Below are 19,281 nucleotides of genomic sequence, written 5' to 3'. Positions count from 1 at the left end.
ACCGGAGCGCTCGTGCACAGATCATGGTGGGTGACAGGTATCGACATCCAGTTGTCCCCGCCCGTCGCGGGAGGTGCGCGACCGTGACCGAGCAGTCCCACAACGACGAACCGCACAAGCACCACGGAAACGGAGGCCACCGCCACGGGGGCCGCGCACGGGCACGGCTGTGGCATCGGCTTATGCACGTGGTCACTCCGCACAGCCACGAGACGATGGACAAGGTCGACCCGACGATGGAGACCTCGCACGAGGGCATGCGCACGCTTTGGCTGTCGCTGGCCGTCCTCGGCCTGACCGCCGCCGTCCAGGCGGCCGTCGTGGCGGTGTCCGGGTCGGTGGCGCTGCTGGGCGACACCATCCACAACGGCGCCGACGCACTGACCGCAGTCCCGCTCGGCGTAGCGTTCCTGCTGGGCCGCAAGGCGGCCGACCGTCGCTACACCTACGGCTACGGCCGCGCGGAGGACCTGGCCGGCATCGCCATCGTGCTGACCATCGCCACTTCCTCCGCCCTGACCGCGTACGAGGCCGTCGACCGCCTGCTGCACCCGCACGACCTCACCCGCCTGTGGGCGGTCGCGCTCGCCGCGCTGGTCGGCTTCGCCGGCAACGAGTGGGTCGCCCGCTACCGGATCACCACCGGCCGCCGGATCGGCTCGGGTGCCTTGGTCGCCGACGGCCTGCACGCCCGTACCGACGGCTTCACCTCCCTCGCCGTCCTGCTCGGGACCGGCGGCGTCGCGATCGGGTGGCGCTGGGCCGACCCGGTCGTCGGCCTCCTCATCACCATCGCCATCCTGGCCGTCCTCAAGGACGCCGCCCGGGAGATCTACCGCCGCCTGATGGACTCCGTCGACCCCGCCCTGGTCGACCGCGCCGAACAGGCTCTGCGCGATGTCCACGGCGTCGAGCACGTCGGGCACGTACGGATGCGCTGGATCGGCCACGCCCTGCGCGCCGAGACCGACATCGTCGTCGACCCCCACCTGACTGTCGCCCAGGCCCACGCCATCGCGGTCGAAGCCGAGCACGCCCTGATCCACGCCGTACCGCGCCTGACCGCCGCCACCGTCCACACCGACCCCCACGCCAGCCCCGACAACACCGACCCGCACGCGGCCCTGCGCCACCACGGCGGTCACTGACGCCGCCTGCTCCGATCGTCGGGCACGGCTTGCGGGCAGGGAGATCAGCCACCATGTGCCAGCATCGGAGTCGATGCCGGCGCGGATGCCCCCTCGCCCCCAAGCACTGCCACAACCCTCCCCTGATCATGCGCCTGAATGACGCGCGGCCGAGCTTCGGATCTACCGGCTGTGGCGCGACGGCGGCTTCGCCGTCGGCGCCCTGCTCACCGGAGCCCTCGCCGACGTCTACGGCCTCACCACCGCCATCTGGGCCACCGCGGCCCTCACCACCGCCGCAGGTGTCGTGGCCGCCGCGTGTACGAGACCCACCCCCGCACCTGGCTCCGGACAAACCCGGTGCCGTTCGGACCGTCTCCGGGGCCGGACGGCCCAGGCCCGCCCGCACCCTAATCCGCGAGGCTGGAAGAGGAGCGGAAAGACCTCCGGGAAGGTGGGGCACGATGATGTACTGGAACGGCGGCTGGGCCTGGATGATGCTCATGCCACTGCTGTGGATCGCCCTGATCGGTCTTGTCGTCTGGGCGGTCGTCCGCGTCACCCACCAGCGGCCCGGCCAGTACGGCGACCGGCCCGTCAACGGCGGCGGGCCACCGCACCGCGAGACGCCTCGAGAGATCCTCGACCGCCGCTACGCCTCCGGTGAGATCGACACCGACACCTACCGCGAGGCCCGCAATCACCTCGCCGACCAGGAGCCGAGACCGTGAAGACCTGGCTGCGCGGACGACGGCTGCCGCTTGCCGTGCTCGTCACCGCCGTGGCCGCGCTCGTCGCGTCCCTGGTGTGGGTGACAAGCGGCACCGGCGGCTCCCCGTTGCGGGCCGGTCCGGGCACGATGATGGGCTCCGTCTCCACCGGCGCGCCCGTGCACTCATTCGCTGATGCCGACCGGGCCGCCGACCGCTTCGCCTCCCCACGCCACCTGCATGTCGGCGAGGTCATGCAGTTCAGCAACGGCTACTACGCCGAACTCCTCGACCCGGCCGGCAACCGCGCCACCGAGGTCCTCATCGACCCCGGCAGCGGCACCGTCCAACTCGAGTTCGGCCCCGCGATGATGTGGAACACCACGTACGGCATGATGCCCACCCCCGCGCACACCACCATCACCCCGGACCGGGCCATGCGCCTCGCCGACCAGTGGCTGACCAACCACCGCACCGGCGAGCACGCCGCCGAACCCGACACCTTCCCCGGCTACTACACCCTCCACGTCCTCGACAGCACCAATCAGATCACCGGCATGCTCTCCGTCAACGCCACCACCGGCCAGGTCTGGTACCACACCTGGCACGGCACCTTCGTCCGGATGCAGGAGCAGCCAGAAACCGGCTGACACGCGCCCGGCCACCACACCGGACCGGCCGACAGTCCACCACCGCGTCGCCCACCACGGATCGGGAGGCATCCGGGTGCCCATGCCCCACATCAACGCTCTGCAGCGTGCTCGGGCTCCCTTCGGGCCGGCCTTCCCAGCCCGGCGGTGAGTTCGGCGAGGACGTCCACCTGCTCTCAGCCCGGGATCAGACCCTCGTCGGACAGCAGCACGCGGACCTCGTCCAGGGTGGCGCCAGCCTCCGGCAGGACAACGTCGGAGGGGACGAGCCGTTCGGCGGGCAGCGGCCGTCCGGCCCGGCGCACACCGTCCAACAGCGCGGTGAGGGCCGCGTCGAAGGCGGGCTCGTCCCCGGAGGCGATGGCGCTCCCCAACTGCTCGTCCCACCGGTTCAGTCGGTCGAGGTCCTCCTCGCCGATCTCGTACTGGCCCTCGCCGAGGATGCGGGCGATCACGACTCAGCCTCCTTACCCGGTACCGTGCGGTCGGCTTCGGCGGTCCGCGCGGGTTCGACGGACGGCTTGGCGCTGCCGGGGAGCTCGGCCTTCATCGCGGCGAGTTCGGCCTCGACGTCACCGCCCGCCATGATGGCGTCGAGCTCGGCCTGGAGGTCGTCGCGGGCGACCGGCGAGGTGGCGTCCTCCAGTGCGCCGGAGGCCATCAGCTCGTCCAGCGCGCCCGCGCGGGCCTGGAGCTGTTCGGTCTTGTCCTGGGCGCGCTGGATCGCCATGCCGACATCGCCCATCTCCTCGGAGATGCCGGTGACGGCCTCGCTGATGTGGGTCTGGGCCTCGGCGGCGGTGTAGGTGGCCTTGATGGTCTCCTTGCGCATGCGGAACTCGTCGACCTTGGCCTGCAGCCGCTGCGAGGCCAGCGTCAGCTTCTCCTCCTCTGCCCGGAGTGAGGTCTCCTGGGCCTGCAGGTCCTGGTCCTGGGACAGGACGTGGGTGCGCCGGGTGAGCGCCTCACGGGCCAGGTCCTCCCGGCCGACTGCGAGGGCCTGCTGCGCCTGACCCTGCAACTTGGCGGCGGACTGCGCCAGTTGTTCCCGCTGGAGTTCGAGGCGTTTGCGGCTGGTGGCGACGTCGGCGACCCCGCGCCGGACCTTCTGGAGCAGTTCCAGCTGGCGTCCGTAGGAGTAGTCGAGCACCTCCCTGGGGTCCTCGGCATGGTCGAGCGCCTTCCCCACCTTGATTCTGAACAGTGCAGCAATGCGGCGAAGGAGACTCATCGTGGTTCACGTCCTTCCCTGATGCGGGGCGGTCCGACCGCGCCGTCGGGAGACCGGGCCGCCGCCGTGGGTGGCGGGTTGCAGAGCGGGTCGCGGGCGGCCGGTCCCCCGGCGGGGACTCGGCCTGCTTGGTCATGATCGCCCTCCCTGCGAGGGGACGCCGTACCGGTTGGGGTCGGCGTCGAACGCGGCCGCGCAGCCGGCCGAGCGAAGTACACCGAACCGCCCTCCGTCTCGCGGCGTTCGGCGGCGGTTTCCAGGTTGATCGGCATTCCGCACACCGGATCGGTCAGGCCCTCCCCGGCGGGCGCGGCCTCGCGTCCCACTTCCACGCGCGGTTCCACGGCGACCGGCGCCGCGGTGGGCAGCGGGGCGGTGCGCCAGCGGCGCAGCCGGTTGGCGTTGGTGACCACGGAGAGGGAGGAGAGTGCCATGGCGCCGGCGGCGATGGGGATGCCGGTGGCGTTGTAGGCGAGGGCGAAGAACAGGTTCTGGCGGATGTTGCGCATGGTGGCTCGGGAGAGCTTGATGGCGGTGACGAGAAGAACCAGCCCAGCACCGCGATCAGCAGCACGGCGGCAACCAGAACGACCACGTCGGCGACGCCCATGACGCGCTCCTCCCAGCAGTCCTTCCACACTCCACCCTGAGGCGGCGACACCCCAACCGAGTAGAGCCGCTTCGCCCCGGGAAGCAGGGCCGGTCGGCCCATGTCCGCCCGCTGTCCGCCGCGGGACCGTGGCAAGATGGCGGACCCTGCCCGGAGGAGTGACCACGTTGATGATCTGGACCGACCACGGACTCGGCGGATGGGGCTGGTTCACCGTGTCGCTGAGCGTGGTCATCTTCTGGGCGGCGATCACCGGCCTCGGCGTCCTCCTCTTCGGCGCGATCTTCCGCGCGCTCGGCCGCGCCCCCGAACCCCCTCCGGACCGACGGGCCCCACCTCCCTGCGGGGCCCCATGCTCGCCATAGCTATCTCCCTGGTCGCCACCAGCGTCCTCAGCGCCCGCTTCCTGTTCGTCGCCATCGCCTGCGTCGTCATGATGTACGTGATGATGCGGGGCATGCACGGCGACGACGGCCGCGCCTGAGCGCAGGGAGCCGTGACCACCGCGATCGGCACACTGCTGCTGGCTGCGTGGGCGTGGTGGGCCGTGCGGCATCTCGCCGCCTACGCCCGCCGCTGCCCGCCCCTGGCCCGGCTCGCCGGCCCACGAGCAGCCGCACGAGCGGCCGAACGGCGCCTCGACCACCTGCTGACGACCCGCCAGATCGACCAGGCCGCCTACCAGCACGGGAAAGGGGACGACGGCGGCGATGGGGGCGGCCAGGGCGGCGTCATGGTGGCGGCGCTGGCGCGGCGGGCCTGCCACCAGGCGGTGAGCATGTGGATGGCGAAGACGCCGAGCCGTAGTTGGTCCAGAGCTCGGCCGGGTGGTTGAGCCAGTGGGTGTGGCGGGCGAAGTCAGTGACGGTGGTGAGCGGTGACGGTGGTGAACAGTAGCCGTCGATGCCTGAGCCGTCGTAGGCGAGCTGGGGGCGGGTGGTGGGTTCACGGGCTGTCCTTCTGCTGGGTGGTGCTGCCGGATGTGCGGGTGGGTGCGCGGTTGCGGGTCCGCTCTCCCGGTGAACGAGGCTGCGCGGCGCGTAGTATCGATGGCCGATATCGGTTTCGTCACACCCGGGAGGAAGCGGTGCGGGAGTTCCAGCGGGGTGCGGTGCGGCTGCACATCCTGCACCATGCGACCGAGGAGGAGATCCATGGCGCGTGGATGGCCGAGGAGCTCGCCTCGCACGGCTACAAGATCAGCCCGGGGACGCTGTACCCGACGCTGCACCGACTGGAGGCGGACGGACTGCTGACCTCCGAGCAGCGGGTCGTCGACGGCCGCGCGCGCCGCGTCTACCGGGCCACCGAGGCCGGCAAGCAGGCGCTCGCGGAGGACCGGCGGGCACTGGCGGAGCTGGCCCGCGAGCTGCTGCCCCCGGACCAGCTCCAGGTCTGAGCCCGGTCAGGCTCGGCGAGTGAGAGCCTTGCGCGCGCCGAAGGCGACGGCACCGAGCGCGATCACCACGGCGCCCCACAGCACCGAGGCTGCCGGGAGGGCGAAGGCCAGGACCAGACAGCCGGTCGTGCCGACGATGGGCACGATCCTCGGCGGGCGTCCCTCGTCGGGGGTGAGGGTCCAGGCGGAGGCGTTGGCAACGGCGTAGTAGGCGAGCACGCCGAAGGAGGAGAAGCCGATCGCCCCGCGGACGTCCGCGACGGCCGCCAGGACCGCGACGATCGCGCCGACCGCGAGTTCGGCGTGGTGCGGCACCTGGAAGCGCGGGTGCACGGCGGCGAGCTGGTGGGGCAGGTGGCGGTCGCGGGCCATCGCCAAGGTGGTGCGGGATACCCCGAGGATCAGCGCGAGCAGCGAGCCGAGGGCCGCGACCGCCGCACCGACGCGCACCACCGGGGCCAGGCTCGGCACCCCGGCGGCCCGGACGGCGTCCGCCAGCGGCGCGGTGGTGTGGGCCAGGCGGTCGGGTCCGAGCACGGCCAGGACAGCGAGCGCGACGACGGCGTAGACGACCAGGGTGATGCCGAGCGCCACCGAGATCGCGCGGGGGATCGTACGCTTGGGGTCGCGGACCTCCTCACCTAGGGTGGCGATGCGCGCGTACCCGGCGAACGCGAAGAACAGCAGACCGGCGCCCTGGAGCACACCGTGGAAGCCGGCGTCCGTGCCGATGGCCCAGTGGCCGGTGTCGGCGGCGGAACTGGTGAGGCAGGCGGTGACCACGGCGGCCAGCACTGCCAGCACCAGGGCCACGATGGCCCGCGTCAGCCAGGCGGCTTTCTGCACGCCGACGTAGTTGACCGCCGTCAGCGCGACCACCGCAGCGACCGCCACCGCGTGGGCTTGGCCGGGCCACACGTACGAGCCGACGGTGAGGGCCATCGCCGCGCAGGAGGCGGTCTTGCCGACCACGAAGCCCCAACCGGCCAGGTAGCCCCAGAAGGCGCCGAGTCGCTCGCGTCCGTAGACGTAGGTGCCGCCGGACTGCGGGTAGCGGGCGGCCAGCCGCGCGGAGGAGGTGGCGTTGCAGTACGCGACCACGGCGGCCAGCGCGAGGCCCAGCAACAGGCCGGAGCCGGCCGCCGACGCGGCCGGGGCGAGCGCGGCGAAGATGCCTGCGCCGATCATCGACCCGAGCCCGATCACCACGGCGTCGAAGACGCCCAAGTGCCGCTCCAACTGCCCAGCACCGGCGGTAGCCGATGGCTTTCCCATGACGCACTCCTTGGCGGCGCGCGCCCGCGCCGCTATGTTTACGGAACCCGATATCGGAAGACGATATAGGAGCCAGGTGCCGAGCCCAGCCGAACGGCGAGCAGGAGGAACAGGCGGCCATGAACGGCCTCCGGCCCGATCAGCTGGCAAGGGGGCTGAACTGGGTGTAGGGGGCCTGTGATGGGATTGGCGCACGGGCTCGGTTGGGCTACAGGCAGCGGATGATCTCCCGTTACAGCTGGACGGCCTGGCCGCCGCCCGGGCCCGCGGCCGGGTCGGCGGTCGCCGGCCGTAGCTCACCCCGGACCGGGCAGCGCTCGCCCAGCCGCTCTACGACGCGCGGAGAAGACCGCGCAGCAGATCGCCGACCTGATCGGCGTGCCCCGTCTCGACGGTGTACGGACATCTGGACCGGGACAAGCCCGTGCCACGGCAACCCCGAAAGAGGACGCTCACGAGGCCCGGCCCTGACCGCACAAGTAGTTCGTGCGGGTCTGGTTGTTGACCCACTCGGACGACAAGCCGATCACCCCCGACGCTGTGCTGCCCGGGCGGGGCACCGTCGTGTGTGATCGCGGGCGCGCCAGCCAGGCTCGTGGGCGAACAGTCGGGAGACCTGTGCGGGCGTGCCCGTGCCGAGAGAATCAGGAGCAATCGGATGTTCGTTGAAGGAGACAGGGCCGTGAGGCCCCGTTGGGTACCGGCGGCGATGGTGGCGGTAGTGGCGGGGGCGGCCGGCCTGACCGGAGTGGTCCCGGCCGTGGCGGCCCCGAGGGCCCTGGTGGACTGCACCGCCGACCCCGGTGCCCTACAGCCCGCGATCAACGCCGCTTCGCCAGGAGACGCCCTTCGGGTAAGGGGTACCTGTATCGGCCCCTTCACCATCGGCAAGGACCTGACCCTCACCGGTCTCAGCGAGCGGCAGGCGGTCCTGGACGGGAACGCCGCCGGCTCCACCGTAACGGTCAACAGCGGTGCCCAGGTGCACCTGGACGACCTGACCATCACCAACGGCAGCGCTGCGTCCATCGGTGGCGGCATCAACAACCAGGGCACGCTAACGGTGAGCCACTCCACGGTGAGGAACAACAATGCGCCGTCAGGTCCGGCGGGCGGCATCAACAACCAAGGCACGCTGACGGTGAACCACTCCACCGTGAGCGGCAACTACGCACTGGGCGCCGGCGGCGGCATCAACAACAACGGCTCGCTCACGGTGCGCGACTCCGACGTGTCCGGCAACTCCGGGGACAACGGCGGCGGCATCTTCAACTACCTCGCCGACAACACCGTCGCGGTCACCCGCTCCCGGGTGCACGACAACATCGCGAGAGCGAACAGCGGCGGCGGCATCGACAACTACCAGGGCACGACGACGATCTCCGACTCCCAGGTGTACTCGAACACCGCCCCCAACGGCGGCGGTCTGGAGAACGAGTTCGGCACGATGAACGTGATCGGCTCGTCGGTGGAACACAACACGGCGCCGAACCAAGGGGGTGGCATCTACAACGGCGGCACGGTCACGCTGACCCGCTCCACGGTCGAGAACAACACCGCGGGCGGCGGTCCCGGCAGCGGCGGTGGCGTCTACAACACTGGAACCGTCACCCTCGACCGTTCCAGGGTTCGCGACAACAACCCCGACAACTGCGATCCGGCCGGCAGCGTCCCGGGCTGCACCGGCTGAACCTGCCGTCGCCACGCCCCGCGCTGACCGGGGGCTTCGGTTCCAGTCAGCACCGCTGAATCGCAGGCGGGAGCGGCCGACAGCCGAACTTTGCACGACAAGGGCGCCTTCGGGGCCATGGTCTTCACCCCGGACGGCACGAGGCTGCTGACCGCCAGCCGCGCCAGCGACCAGCTCACCCCGCCGGCCATCGGCAAGGCCGTCGCCGAGACACTGGTCCGCGACGGCGCCCGCGACCTGATCGACGCCATCGCTTCGAAGGTAGAGCCCACTGAGTCCGGCGCGTGACCCCTGCCGCAGAAACGGCCCACCAGAGGTTCACTCGAAAGGGTGAATCTCTGGTGGGCCCGCGACCTCAGCGGCCGCGGATCACGGACATCAGGCGTTCATGGGTCTCGCCGTCGGCGGCCACGACCAGGCCGCGGCCAGCTTCGCCGATCCGGCCGCCATCGATGCCGGTGACCACGCAGCCGGCGGCCCGGCACAGGGCGATGCCGGCGGCGAAGTGGACGCTCCCGGACAGGTCGCCGCCGTCGGTGACATAGGCGGCGCGCTTTCCGGCGGCGACCCAGGCCAGCGCGATCGTGGTGGAGACGACCCGGGGCCGGAAGCCTTCGACGAACCCGGGGTGGGCCAGCAGGTCCACCGCCCGGAAGGTCCCGGCGTTGGGGAAGGGCGGGTCCAGGTTGACGTCCACGAGCCGGGTGGCGGCCGTGGGCACCAGTTCGGTGTCGGCACCGTCGCGCCGGACCCAGGCGGTGTCGCCGTCGGTGTGGAAGACCTCGCCGCTGAACGGGTCGGCCACCGCCGCCGCACCGCTGCGCAGCGCCACGTTGACGGCCACCAGCATGTTGCCGACGGCGTAGTTGAGCGTGCCGCACAGGGGGTCCACCAGCCACTGGCGCGCGGCCCCCGCAGCCCCCTGCTGCCCGCCCTCCTCGCCGAGTACGGCGTCATCGGGCCGGGCGGCGTGGATGACGGCGAGGATCGCCTTCTCGGCCTCGACGTCGGCGGTGGTCGCGAAGTCCCCGGCACCCTTGTCGATCCGGGCGAGCCGCTGCCCGTACATGGCGCGCACGATGTCCGCGCCCGCCTGCGCCGCGGCCGTCGCGACGCCCGCGTCGTCAAGTCCCTCATACGAGTTGATCACGTCGGACAGGATATCGAGCACGCCCGACCGACCTCCCCTTGGGCCCACGACCGGTTGACGGGGCTTCAGGCGTCGTCCTGCCACCCGGGCGCGTCCAGGTCCTCCAACTGCTCGCGCAGCCGGGCCAGGGTGGCGGTGAGCAGACGGGAGACCTGCATCTGGGAGACACCGATCCGGCGGGCGATCTGCGCCTGGGTCCAGCCGTCCCAGAAGCGGAGCTTGAGCACGGTCTGCTCGCGCTCCGGCAGTTCCGCCAGCAGCGGACGGACGGCGGTGCGGAAGTCGGCCAGCTCGATGCCGGGGTCGCAGCCGCCGAGGCGGTCCAGTATCGCGCTGCCCGTCTCGTCGGTGTCACGTTCGCGCAGCGCGTCCAGCGAGTCGGACCGGTGGACCCGGCCGGCGACCAGTCCCTCGATGGCCTGCTCGACGGTGATGTGGAGGTCCTCGGCGATCTCCTCCGGGTGCGGGAGGCGGGCGAGTTCCTGCTCCAGCCGGTCGGAGCCGCGGGCCACTGTCAGGTAGAGCTCCTGCATGCTGCGGGGCACGCGGACGGGCCAGGAGGTGTCGCGGAAGTACCGCTTGATCTCGCCGACGATGGTGGGGATGGCGTAGGTGACGAACTCGACGCCGCGGTCCGGGTCGTAGCCGTCGACGGCCTTGATCAGGCCGATCGTGCCGACCTGGAGGATGTCGTCCATGTCCTCGGAGCGGTGCCGGAAGCGGGCGGCGATGAAGCGGACCAGCGGCATGTTGAGCTCGATGATCGTGCCGCGCACGTAGCTGTAGGCGTGGGTCTCCCGGGCGAGGCCGTGCAGGCGCCCGAACAGCGCGTCGCTGAGCTCGCGCGCCTCGAACTTGCCCATCGAGCGCAGTTCGGCCGCGCTGGGCCGCATCGGCGGATCGGACGGCGGGCGGGACGGTGCGGCTGCCCCCCGATCGGCGGGGTGGACTCGGGTGGGAGGGATGAACACGTGCTTCTCCTGCCCGTTCGGGCGGCACCCGGGGGAGAGGGTGCGGGAGCGGCTGGCCGGACATCGTCGGCCGCCACGTGGTCTATGTACCCGCCACGGCTGCGCGGACGCGCCGTTTATCCGGTTTGTTCAGCTTCGTCCGAGTGTGCGGGCGGCCGCCGGGGCGGAGACGCTGGGAGGGGGCCTCCCCCCGGGGGATCCCCGGAGGCTCCCACGAACGACTGCAGGAGGTGGGATCGACGGACGGCTCGGCCCCGAGGAGACGGCCCGCGCGGGTGAACGGCACCGCACCGGCCCGGCGGCCCGTGCCGCTCGGCAGCCGTCGGCCCCGGACGATCCCGCCCCGCGCCCGAACCGTCGCGGCCGGTGACCGCGGCGCGCCCGGTGACCGTGACCGCGGCGCGCCCGGTGACCGGGTCCCGCCCGGCCTGCGGACCGTCACCGGGTACGTCTGGCGGCTCGGGCTGCTCGGGGTGGCCGGATACCTGGTCGTCGCCGTCCTCGGCGAGCTCGAACTCCCGGTGATCGCGCTGTTCCTGGCGCTGGTGATCACCTCGGTCCTGCGCCCGCTGGTCGACCTGCTGGCCCGGGCGCTGCCCCGCTCGCTCGCCGTCCTGCTCGCCTTCGTCCTCGCCGCGGTGGTCGTCGGCGGGGTCCTCGCGCTGGTGGGGACGACCGTCGCCGACCAGTGGAACCAGCTGGGCGCCGAACTGCGGGGCGGCCTCGTCCGGATCGACCACTGGCTGACCGGACCGCCATTCCACCTGCGCCCCGGCACCGTCACCGACCTGAGGGCGAAGCTCGGCGAGTTCCTCTCCTCCCACCGTTCCTCGCTGCTCACCACCGCGATCAGCGGCGCCAGCCGGGCCGTCGAACTGGGCACCGGGCTGGTGCTCGCGGTGTTCTGCTCGGTGTTCTTCCTGCACTCCGGCGACCGGATGTGGTTCTGGGCCCAGCACCAGCTCCCGGCCCGGGCCCGCCCGGTGTGGGGGCGGGCGGGGCAGGCCGCCTGGCGCGCCTTCGCCGGCTACACCCGCGGCGTGCTGATCGTGGCGGCGACCAACGCCGTACTGGTCGGCATCGCGCTGGCCCTGCTGCGGGTGCCGCTGGTCCTGCCGCTGATGGTGCTGGAGTTCGTCGCCGCCTTCGTCCCACTGGTCGGCTCCCCGATCGCGCTGGCCGTCGCCGCACTGGTCGCGCTGGCCGCCCGCGGACCGGTGGTCGCCCTGCTCGTACTCGCCCTGATCGTCGTGATCGGCCAGATCGAGGGCCATCTGCTGCACCCGCTGGTGCTCGGCTGGTCCGTACGGATCCACCCGGTGGTCATCGCCCTGTCGGTGATCGGCGGCGCCGTCCTGGCCGGGGTGCTGGGCGCGCTGGTGGCCGTGCCGGTGGTGTCGGTCGCGTGGGCGGTACTCAACGAGCTGCGGGCGCGCGACCCCTCGCCGGGCGGCCACCGGCGCGGCGACGAATAGCCGGGCTACCGGCCTGCGCCGCGCCGCTTGCCGTCGAGCCAGTCGGCGAGTACGGCCGCCTGGCTGTGGTCGACGTCCTTGGTGGCGGTCAGCAGCGTGATGCCGTCCCGGGCGGCGAGGTCGCGCAGGTGCGCGGCGGCCTCGCGGTGTTCGGCGTCGCCGAGCTCGGCGAGGTAGCGGCGACGGAACTCGGTGTAGCGGCTCGGCTCGTGCCCGTACCAGCGGCGCAGTTCGGTCGACGGCGCGACGTCCCGCAGCCACTCGTCCAGGTGGGCGTCCTCCTTGCGCATGCCGCGCGGCCAGATCCGGTCGACCAGCACCCGCTGCCCGTCCTGCGGCGAGGACTCCTCGTAGATCCGGCGGTAGGCGATCCGTGTGGCCATGACGGCGTCCCCTTTCAGGCGGGCCGGCGCGGCACGGCGCCGGGGCCGGCGGGAAGCGGTGGGCTACCAGGACGCCTACCCGATCGTCCCGCAGGGACACCAGGGTCGCGGACCTCGGGCAACCGCAGCTCGCACCAGACGGTCTTGCCCGGCCCCAGCGGGCGCCAGCCCCAGCGCAGGGCGATCCGGTCGAGCAGGAACAGGCCGAAGCCCCCGCCCCCGTCCGGGCCGTGCGGGCGCCTGGGCAGCGGGGGCCTCGGGCTGGAGTCGCTGACCTCGATCCGCACCCGCCCGGGGCATCGGACGAGCAGCAGCGCGCCGGGCTCCCCGGCGTGGCGGAGGGCGTTGCCGACGAGCTCGGAGACCAGCAGGACGGCGTCGGCGACCACCACCGGGTCCGGCACCTCGGCCAGGAAGTCGGCGGTGAAGGTACGCGCCTCGGCGACGACGCCGGGCCGTGCCCGGAGCGGCAGCCACCGCGCCCGGGTCTGACCCGGTGTTGCGGTGGGGACCCGTGCCCCGGCCATGCGCTTGCGCCTCCCTCGCTCCCCCGGTGTTCATGCTGGTCCGTTCACGGTCCGTACGGGTGTCCCCGCCCAGGTGCCGGATCGCCCAGGATCACGACTCGGTGGTCGGCCCTTCTGTATCGCGCCTACCCGGGCGGCCGGGGTCGACACGCTGAGCGGTCACACAGTCTGGACGGCGATCAGGCAGGTGTCGTCGTCGGTGTCGGCCGGGCTGAGCTCCAGCAGCCGGTCGAGGTAGCGCTCCAGGTCCGGGCCCGGGGTTCCGGCGGCACGGATCAGCTGGTCCACGGACTCCTCGACCGGGCGGTCCCGGCGCTCGACCAAGCCGTCGGTGTAGAGCAGCAGGACGTCCCCCGGGTCCAGGTGGGCGGTGTACTCCTCGTACTCGGCGTCGTCCAAGGCGCCGAGCAGCACGCCGTGCGGCAGCGGCAGCACCTCGGCGCCGTCCGGGCCGAGCCGGATCGGCGGCAGGTGCCCGGCCCGGGCCCAGCGCAGCCCGCCGCCCACCGGGTCCAGCAGGACGCAGACGACGGTCGCGGTGACGTGGCGGGGCTCGCGCAGGGCGACCGTGTTCGCCCACTCCAGCAGCCTCGCCGGGCCCGCCCCGGTGACGGCGAGGCCGCGCAGCGCGTGCCGCAGCGCGACCATCCCGGTGGCCGCGCCGACGCCGTGCCCGGCCACGTCGCCGACGGCCAGCAGCACCCGCTTGTCGGGCAGCGGCAGCACGTCGTACCAGTCGCCGCCGACCCGGTCGCGCTGGGCGGCGGGGCGGTAGCGCACGGCCGCCCGCAGGCCGGTGACGCCGAGCGGCGGCGGGGCGGCGGGCAGGATGGCCTGCTGGAGCCGCAGGGCCAACTGGGCGCGCTCGGCCGACTCCTGCTCGCTGTCGGCGAGGCGCTCCCGGGTGGCGCCGAGCGCGACCTCCGTCCAGTACTGCGCGGAGACGTCGTGGTAGGCGCCCCGGATCGCGGTGAGTCGGCCCTCGCTGTCGAGGACCGGTTCCGCGATCACCCGGGTGTGCCGGGAGGTGCCGTCCGGGCGGGCCATCCGGAAGACCGCGGAGGAGGCCCGGTGCTCGTTCCGGACGGTGCTCACCAGGCGCCGTACGGCGGGTGCGTCGTCCGGGTGGGCGTGCCGGACGAGTCGGGCCAGCGGCACGGGCGCGGTGTCGACCGACAGGCCGAACAGCTCGTAAAGGCCCGCACTCCACAGGATCCGGCCGCTCTCCGGGAACTCCTCGAATCCGGCGACCCGGGCGAGCCGCTGCGCCTGGACGAGGAGGGCCGTCTGCTCGGCCTCGTCGGCCCGCTCGGACTCCAGCCGCCAGCCGACCAGCAGCCGCTCGCCCAACGGGGCGGCCGCGAGCAGGACAGCGGCGGGCAGGGCGAGTCCGCCCTCGCGGAAGACCAGCCGCATCCGCTCGGCGGGCAGCGGCGTGCCGGTCCGGTGCACCCGCACCAGTCGTTCGAACAGCCCGCCACCGACGGCGGTCGGGTAGCTCTCCAGCAACGAGGTGCCCTCCAGCGCCTCCCGGGGGCGGCCGAGGGGGTCGTCGAAGCCCGCGGCCACCCGCAGCACGGTGAAGTCGGTCACCTGACCGTCGCGGAGCACCGGCTCCAGCAGGAGGGCGGGGGTGAGCAGCCCGGCCAGCAGGTCGGCGGCGTCCTCGGGTGCGACCGGGGCCGGCGCCGTGCCCAGCAGGGTCGCGCAGAGGTCGGCGAGGGCGTGGAGCTGGCGGCGTTGGGAGGGGCCGAGCGGAACCGCGGGGGCGGCCTGCAGCACCTCCAGCGCTCCGCGCCTGCGGCCGCCGTCGACCAGTGGGAGGACGGCCCGGGCCGATCCGGTGCCGATCGACGGTCCTTCGGTGCCTGGGTCACCCGGCCACAGTTCCGCGCCGCCCGCGACGACCCGCTGGGCGGGGGTGGGGACGCCCGGCGGGACCCGGCTCCACGCGGCGGCCTCGTCCCCGGGGAGGCCGGCGCACGCGGCCAGGGCCAGGGCGCCGCCGGGCAGGCGTTGCCACACGGCCGCGGCCCGGAGGCCGAACGCCTCACGTGACTGGTCGAGGACGGCGTCGACGGCCTGTTGCAGGTCAGGGAGCGCGGCGAGGGCGGGTGTCGCGGCGGGCGCGGCCGCGCTGAGCGGCTGCGGGGTCTCACCGGGCAGGGCGACGATGTCGGCGGCCAGGGTCACCGCCGGTACGCCCGCGTCCCGGGCGAGTCGGCCGAGGTGGACGGCGGCCTCGGCCGGGAGCACCCCGAGGCGTTCGGCGAGCATGCCGGTGGCGAGGTCGACGGTGGAGCGCGCCCGGGCCTCCGCCCGCATCCGGTCGGCGTCCTGCTGGAGTCGGCGGACGGTCGCGGCGAGGGCCCGGGCGGCGCCGTCCGGGGGCTCACCACAGCCGGTCATGAGCTGTCCAGCCAGTACCGGATCCGGTCGAGCAGGTGGGCGGTGTCGACCGGCTTGGTGACGTGGTCGTCGGCGCCGGCGGCGAGGCTCTTGTCCTGGTCCCCGGGCATGGCCTTGGCGGTGACGGCGATGACGGGCAGGCGGGCGAAGCGCTCGTCCGCGCGGATGGCGGCGATCGCGGCGTAGCCGTCGAGGCCGGGCATCATCACGTCCATCAGGACGAGGTCGGTCTCCGGGTGGGCCCGCAGCAGGCCGAGCCCGGCATCGCCGTCGGCGGCGTGCAGCACGGTCAGTCCGTGCTCTTCCAGGGCCGCGGAGAGCGCGAAGACGTTGCGGACGTCGTCGTCGACGATCAGCGCGGTCCGCCCGGCGAGCGCCCGGTCCGAGGGCGCCACGCCGGCAGGGGCCGGCTCCCGGGCGGCGCGGGGGCCGCCCAGCATGTGGCCGACGCGCTCGCGCAGGTCGTCCAGGCCCCGGGTGAGCTCCACTCCGGCGATCGCGCTGCCCGAGTCGTCGGACCGGTACCCGAGGACGGGGGTGCCGTCCGCCATGGCCTCCAGCAGGACGGGAGCGAGCTCACCGGAGCCCGCCAGATCGAGCACGGCGCAGCGGTACGGGCCTTCGGCCAGCGCGGTGCGCAGGTCAGTGGCGTCCCCGGCGCTGGTGACCCGCGCCGCTGGGAGGGGGCCGCCCAGGGTGTCGACGGCGAGGCGGGTGAGCAGGGTGAGCAGGGCCGGCGGGTGGGGCTCGACGACCAGGACGCAGGGTTCCGACTCGACTGCTCTGTCCGGATGTTCGGGCACACCGAGCGGCAGGTGGAGGGTGAAGCGGCTGCCCCGTCCGGCGGTGGAGCGGACGGTGAGGGTGCCGCCGAGCAGTCGGGCGAGTTCCCGGCTGATCGACAGGCCGAGGCCGGTGCCGCCGTAGCGCCGTCCGGTGGAGCCGTCGGCCTGTTGGAAGGCGCCGAAGATGGTCTCCAGTTGGCCGGGGTCGATGCCGATGCCGGTGTCCTCCACGTGGAAGGCCACCGCGGCTTCCGCGCGGCCGAGTTCGGGCGGTAGGTCCGGGGCCTCGACGCGCTCGATCCGCAGATCGACCCGCCCGGTGTCGGTGAACTTCACCGCGTTGGACAGCAGGTTGCGCAGCACCTGGCGCAGCCGGGCCTGGTCGGTGACGATCCACTCCGGGACGCCGCGGTCGACGACCGCCTCGAAGGCGAGGCCCTTCTGGTCGGCGAGCGGTCCGAAGGCGGACTCGACGTACTCCAGCAACTCCCGTACGGGGAAGGGCTCGGGGGTCAGCTCCATCTTGCCCGCCTCGACCTTGGAGAGGTCGAGGATGTCGTTGATGAGCTGGAGCAGGTCGGTGCCGGCCGAGTGGATGACGCCCGCGTACTCGACCTGTTTGGGGGTGAGGTTGCCGCCGGAGTTCTGGGCGAGCAGCTGGGCGAGGATGAGCAGGCTGTTGAGCGGGGTGCGCAGCTCGTGGCTCATGTTGGCCAGGAACTCGGACTTGTACATCGAGGCGAGGCTCAACTGCCGGGCACGTTCCTCCAGTTCCTGCCGGGCCTGCTCGATCTCCAGGTTCTTGGCCTCGATGTCCCGGTTGCGCTGGGCGAGCAGGGCGGCCTTCTCCTCCAACTCCGCGTTGGAGCGTCGCAGTTCCTCCTGACCGGCCTGCAACTCCTCGGACTGGTCCTGGAGTTCGGCGGTGAGGCGGCGGGATTCGGCGAGTAGTTCGTCGGTGCGGGCGTTGGCGAGCAGAGTGCCGATGTTGACACCGCAGGTCTCGGCGAAGCGCTCCAGGAAGTCGCGGTGGACCTGGGTGAACGGGTGGACGGAGGCGAACTCCATGACTCCGAGCAGCCATTCCTCCAGCACGATCGGCAGCACGAGGAGCGAGCGGGCCTCGCCGGCCCCGGCACCGGAGCCGATGACGGCGTAACCGGGCGGCAGGCCGTCCACCGCGACGATCCGCCGGCTGCGGGCGGCCTGGCCGACCAGGGACTCCCCCAGCCGCACCCGCCGCACCTGCCCGGCCGGGCGGCCGTACGCACTGATCAGGGCCAGTTCGGTGCCGGCCTCGCCCTCCTCGGCGAGGAAGAACGCGCCGTACTGGGCACCGATCAGCGGGGTGAGCTCGTCGGTGATCATCTCGGCGACGGCCTGGATGTCCCGCCGGGCCTGGATGGCGGCGGAGAACCGGGCCAGATTGGTCTTCAGCCAGTCCTGCTGCTGGTTGGCCAGGGTGGTCTCGCGCAGCGACTCGACCATGGCGTTGATGTTGTCCTTGAGGTCGGCGACCTCACCGGAGGCGTCCACGCTGATCGAGCGGGTCAGGTCGCCGGCCGCGACGGCGCTGGTGACCTCGGCGATCGCCCGGACCTGCCGGGTGAGGTTGCCGGCCAGCTCGTTGACGTTCTCGGTGAGCCGCTTCCAGGTGCCGGACACGCCCTCGACCCGGGCCTGGCCGCCCAGGCGCCCCTCGCGGCCGACCTCCAGGGCGACCCGGGTGACCTCGGCCGCGAAGGAGCTCAGCTGGTCCACCATGGTGTTGATGGTGGTCTTCAGTTCCAGGATCTCCCCGCGCGCGTCCACGTCGATCTTGCGGGTGAGGTCGCCCTCGGCGACGGCCGTGGTCACCTGGGCGATGTTGCGCACCTGGCTGGTCAGGTTGCCGGCCATGAAGTTGACGTTCTCGGTGAGGTCCTTCCACGTCCCGGCGACGTTCGGCACCCGGGCCTGGCCGCCCAGGATGCCCTCGGTGCCGACCTCGCGGGCCACCCTGGTCACCTCGTCGGCGAAGGCCGAGAGCGTGTCCACCATGGTGTTGATCGCGTCGGCGAGGGCCGCCACCTCGCCCTTCGCCTCCACGGTGATCTTCCGGGACAGGTCGCCCCGGGCGACCGCGGTCGCCACCTCGGACATCGAGCGGACCTGACCGGTGAGGTTGGAGGCCATCACGTTGACGTTGTCGGTGAGGTCCTTCCAGGTGCCGGAGACGCCCCGGACGGTGGCCTGTCCACCCAGGTTCCCGGCCGTGCCGACCTCGCGGGCCACCCTGGTCACCTCGTCGGCGAAGGCGGACAGCTGGTCGACCATCGTGTTGATGGTCTCCTTGAGCTCCAGGATCTCCCCGCGCGCGTCCACCCGGATCTTCTGGGTGAGGTCGCCCTCGGCTACGGCCGTGGCGACCTGGGCGATGTTGCGCACCTGGCTGGTCAGGTTGCCCGCCATGGAGTTCACCGAGTCGGTCAGGTCCCGCCACGTCCCGGCGGCGCCCTCAAGAGTGGCCTGACCGCCGAGCCGCCCCTCCGTACCGACCTCGCGGGCCACCCTGGTCACCTCATCGGTCACCCGGGCCAGCTGGTCGGCCATCCCGTTGAAGACCTCGGCGATCTCCCCCAGTACCCCCGGCCGGTCGGGCGTGAGCCGGGTACGGAAGTCCCCGTCGCGCACAGCCGTCAGCCCGGCGAGCAGCTGCCGCAGTGCCGCCTGCTCGGCCGGGTCGGCCGCCGGCGTGCCGGGTACGGGGTGTTCGTCCATCCGTCCCACCGCCCGGATCCGTCACGGACGCAGCGCACGCAGGAGCGCGCGCCGTCTCCACGGGCGACGGAGGGCCGCCCTGCTCCCACTCTGCCACCGTGCGGCGGGAGGTGCGAAGGGGCCCCCACC

At 72.8% G+C, this 19,281-nt stretch carries 20 protein-coding genes; 10 read left to right on the top strand and 10 right to left on the bottom strand.

Features of this window, described 5'->3' with window-relative positions; translation table 11 throughout:
- The first annotated feature begins 23 nt into the window (after nucleotides 1–23).
- From ACWC9T_RS18620 to ACWC9T_RS18610, 3 genes are all read left to right on the top strand, one after another.
- Nucleotides 24–1,148 (top strand): cation diffusion facilitator family transporter, encoded by a 1,125-nt coding sequence (locus tag ACWC9T_RS18620; RefSeq protein WP_449822119.1) that lies wholly within the window; start codon nucleotides 24–26, stop codon nucleotides 1,146–1,148.
- A gap of 443 nt (nucleotides 1,149–1,591) precedes the next feature.
- Nucleotides 1,592–1,858, top strand: a complete 267-nt coding sequence (locus ACWC9T_RS18615; protein WP_449822118.1) for an SHOCT domain-containing protein — start codon at nucleotides 1,592–1,594, stop codon at nucleotides 1,856–1,858.
- Entirely contained in the window at nucleotides 1,855–2,487 is a 633-nt protein-coding gene (locus ACWC9T_RS18610) for a hypothetical protein (protein ID WP_449822117.1), read from the top strand. The genes ACWC9T_RS18615 and ACWC9T_RS18610 overlap by 4 nt, the downstream gene beginning before the upstream one ends.
- 176 nt (nucleotides 2,488–2,663) lie before the next feature.
- Here the strand turns inward: ACWC9T_RS18610 and pspAA are convergent, their stop codons facing one another.
- Genes pspAA through ACWC9T_RS18595 form a run of 3 tightly spaced genes read right to left on the bottom strand, consistent with a single transcriptional unit; the run spans nucleotide 2,664 to nucleotide 4,227 of the window.
- The gene (pspAA, locus tag ACWC9T_RS18605) at nucleotides 2,664–2,942 is read right to left on the bottom strand and encodes a PspA-associated protein PspAA (protein ID WP_449822116.1); all 279 of its coding nucleotides are present in this window, start codon (nucleotides 2,940–2,942) and stop codon (nucleotides 2,664–2,666) included.
- A complete protein-coding gene (locus ACWC9T_RS18600; protein WP_449822115.1) occupies nucleotides 2,939–3,718 on the bottom strand; it encodes a PspA/IM30 family protein in 780 nt (259 codons plus the stop codon). The genes pspAA and ACWC9T_RS18600 overlap by 4 nt, the downstream gene beginning before the upstream one ends.
- Nucleotides 3,715–4,227, bottom strand: a complete 513-nt coding sequence (locus ACWC9T_RS18595) for a hypothetical protein (protein ID WP_449822114.1) — start codon at nucleotides 4,225–4,227, stop codon at nucleotides 3,715–3,717. The genes ACWC9T_RS18600 and ACWC9T_RS18595 overlap by 4 nt, the downstream gene beginning before the upstream one ends.
- A gap of 271 nt (nucleotides 4,228–4,498) precedes the next feature.
- Here ACWC9T_RS18595 and ACWC9T_RS18590 point away from each other — a divergent pair, with 271 nt between their 5' ends.
- The 4 genes from ACWC9T_RS18590 to ACWC9T_RS18575 all read left to right on the top strand — a co-directional run bounded on the left by ACWC9T_RS18590 (nucleotide 4,499) and on the right by ACWC9T_RS18575 (nucleotide 5,727).
- Nucleotides 4,499–4,693, top strand: a complete 195-nt coding sequence (locus ACWC9T_RS18590) for a hypothetical protein (protein ID WP_449822113.1) — start codon at nucleotides 4,499–4,501, stop codon at nucleotides 4,691–4,693.
- The gene (locus ACWC9T_RS18585; protein ID WP_449822112.1) at nucleotides 4,681–4,812 is read left to right on the top strand and encodes a hypothetical protein; all 132 of its coding nucleotides are present in this window, start codon (nucleotides 4,681–4,683) and stop codon (nucleotides 4,810–4,812) included. The genes ACWC9T_RS18590 and ACWC9T_RS18585 overlap by 13 nt, the downstream gene beginning before the upstream one ends.
- Nucleotides 4,813–4,824: 12 nt before the next feature.
- A complete protein-coding gene (locus ACWC9T_RS18580) occupies nucleotides 4,825–5,163 on the top strand; it encodes a hypothetical protein (RefSeq protein WP_449822111.1) in 339 nt (112 codons plus the stop codon).
- A gap of 252 nt (nucleotides 5,164–5,415) precedes the next feature.
- The gene (locus tag ACWC9T_RS18575; protein WP_449822110.1) at nucleotides 5,416–5,727 is read left to right on the top strand and encodes a PadR family transcriptional regulator; all 312 of its coding nucleotides are present in this window, start codon (nucleotides 5,416–5,418) and stop codon (nucleotides 5,725–5,727) included.
- 6 nt (nucleotides 5,728–5,733) lie between these two features.
- On the opposite strand, the gene ACWC9T_RS18570 is transcribed toward ACWC9T_RS18575, so the two are convergent.
- The gene (locus ACWC9T_RS18570; protein WP_449822109.1) at nucleotides 5,734–7,002 is read right to left on the bottom strand and encodes an APC family permease; all 1,269 of its coding nucleotides are present in this window, start codon (nucleotides 7,000–7,002) and stop codon (nucleotides 5,734–5,736) included.
- A 682-nt stretch (nucleotides 7,003–7,684) separates the two neighbouring features.
- On the opposite strand from ACWC9T_RS18570, the gene ACWC9T_RS18565 reads away from it, so the two are divergent.
- Both ACWC9T_RS18565 and ACWC9T_RS18560 read left to right on the top strand, forming a co-directional pair.
- Nucleotides 7,685–8,692 (top strand): hypothetical protein, encoded by a 1,008-nt coding sequence (locus ACWC9T_RS18565; protein ID WP_449822108.1) that lies wholly within the window; start codon nucleotides 7,685–7,687, stop codon nucleotides 8,690–8,692.
- Between the two features lie 90 nt (nucleotides 8,693–8,782).
- Nucleotides 8,783–8,980 carry a hypothetical protein gene (locus tag ACWC9T_RS18560; RefSeq protein WP_449822107.1) on the top strand — a complete coding sequence of 66 codons (198 nt, stop codon included), beginning with the start codon at nucleotides 8,783–8,785 and terminating at the stop codon, nucleotides 8,978–8,980.
- Nucleotides 8,981–9,047: 67 nt separating this feature from the next.
- Here the strand turns inward: ACWC9T_RS18560 and ACWC9T_RS18555 are convergent, their stop codons facing one another.
- Complete coding sequence (locus tag ACWC9T_RS18555; protein WP_449822106.1) at nucleotides 9,048–9,842, bottom strand: inositol monophosphatase family protein; 795 nt, start codon at nucleotides 9,840–9,842, stop codon at nucleotides 9,048–9,050.
- Between the two features lie 65 nt (nucleotides 9,843–9,907).
- Nucleotides 9,908–10,735 carry a SigB/SigF/SigG family RNA polymerase sigma factor gene (locus ACWC9T_RS18550; RefSeq protein ID WP_449822105.1) on the bottom strand — a complete coding sequence of 276 codons (828 nt, stop codon included), beginning with the start codon at nucleotides 10,733–10,735 and terminating at the stop codon, nucleotides 9,908–9,910.
- A 353-nt stretch (nucleotides 10,736–11,088) separates the two neighbouring features.
- Between ACWC9T_RS18550 and ACWC9T_RS18545 the strand changes: the two genes are divergently transcribed.
- A complete protein-coding gene (locus ACWC9T_RS18545; RefSeq protein WP_449822104.1) occupies nucleotides 11,089–12,288 on the top strand; it encodes an AI-2E family transporter in 1,200 nt (399 codons plus the stop codon).
- A 5-nt stretch (nucleotides 12,289–12,293) separates the two neighbouring features.
- Here the strand turns inward: ACWC9T_RS18545 and ACWC9T_RS18540 are convergent, their stop codons facing one another.
- From ACWC9T_RS18540 to ACWC9T_RS18525, 4 genes are all read right to left on the bottom strand, one after another.
- Nucleotides 12,294–12,671: a DUF488 domain-containing protein gene (locus ACWC9T_RS18540; RefSeq protein ID WP_449822103.1), complete on the bottom strand. Its 378-nt coding sequence runs from the start codon at nucleotides 12,669–12,671 to the stop codon at nucleotides 12,294–12,296.
- Nucleotides 12,672–12,685: 14 nt separating this feature from the next.
- Nucleotides 12,686–13,198 (bottom strand): ATP-binding protein, encoded by a 513-nt coding sequence (locus ACWC9T_RS18535; protein ID WP_449822102.1) that lies wholly within the window; start codon nucleotides 13,196–13,198, stop codon nucleotides 12,686–12,688.
- Between the two features lie 159 nt (nucleotides 13,199–13,357).
- Nucleotides 13,358–15,607, bottom strand: a complete 2,250-nt coding sequence (locus ACWC9T_RS18530) for a SpoIIE family protein phosphatase (RefSeq protein WP_449822101.1) — start codon at nucleotides 15,605–15,607, stop codon at nucleotides 13,358–13,360.
- A complete protein-coding gene (locus ACWC9T_RS18525) occupies nucleotides 15,604–19,152 on the bottom strand; it encodes a HAMP domain-containing protein (RefSeq protein WP_449822100.1) in 3,549 nt (1,182 codons plus the stop codon). Before ACWC9T_RS18525 ends, ACWC9T_RS18530 begins: the two co-directional genes overlap by 4 nt.
- Nucleotides 19,153–19,281: the final 129 nt, after the last annotated feature.

The organism is Kitasatospora sp. NPDC001159 (assembly GCF_053598235.1).
This window is presented reverse-complemented; position numbering and strand designations above follow the sequence as displayed.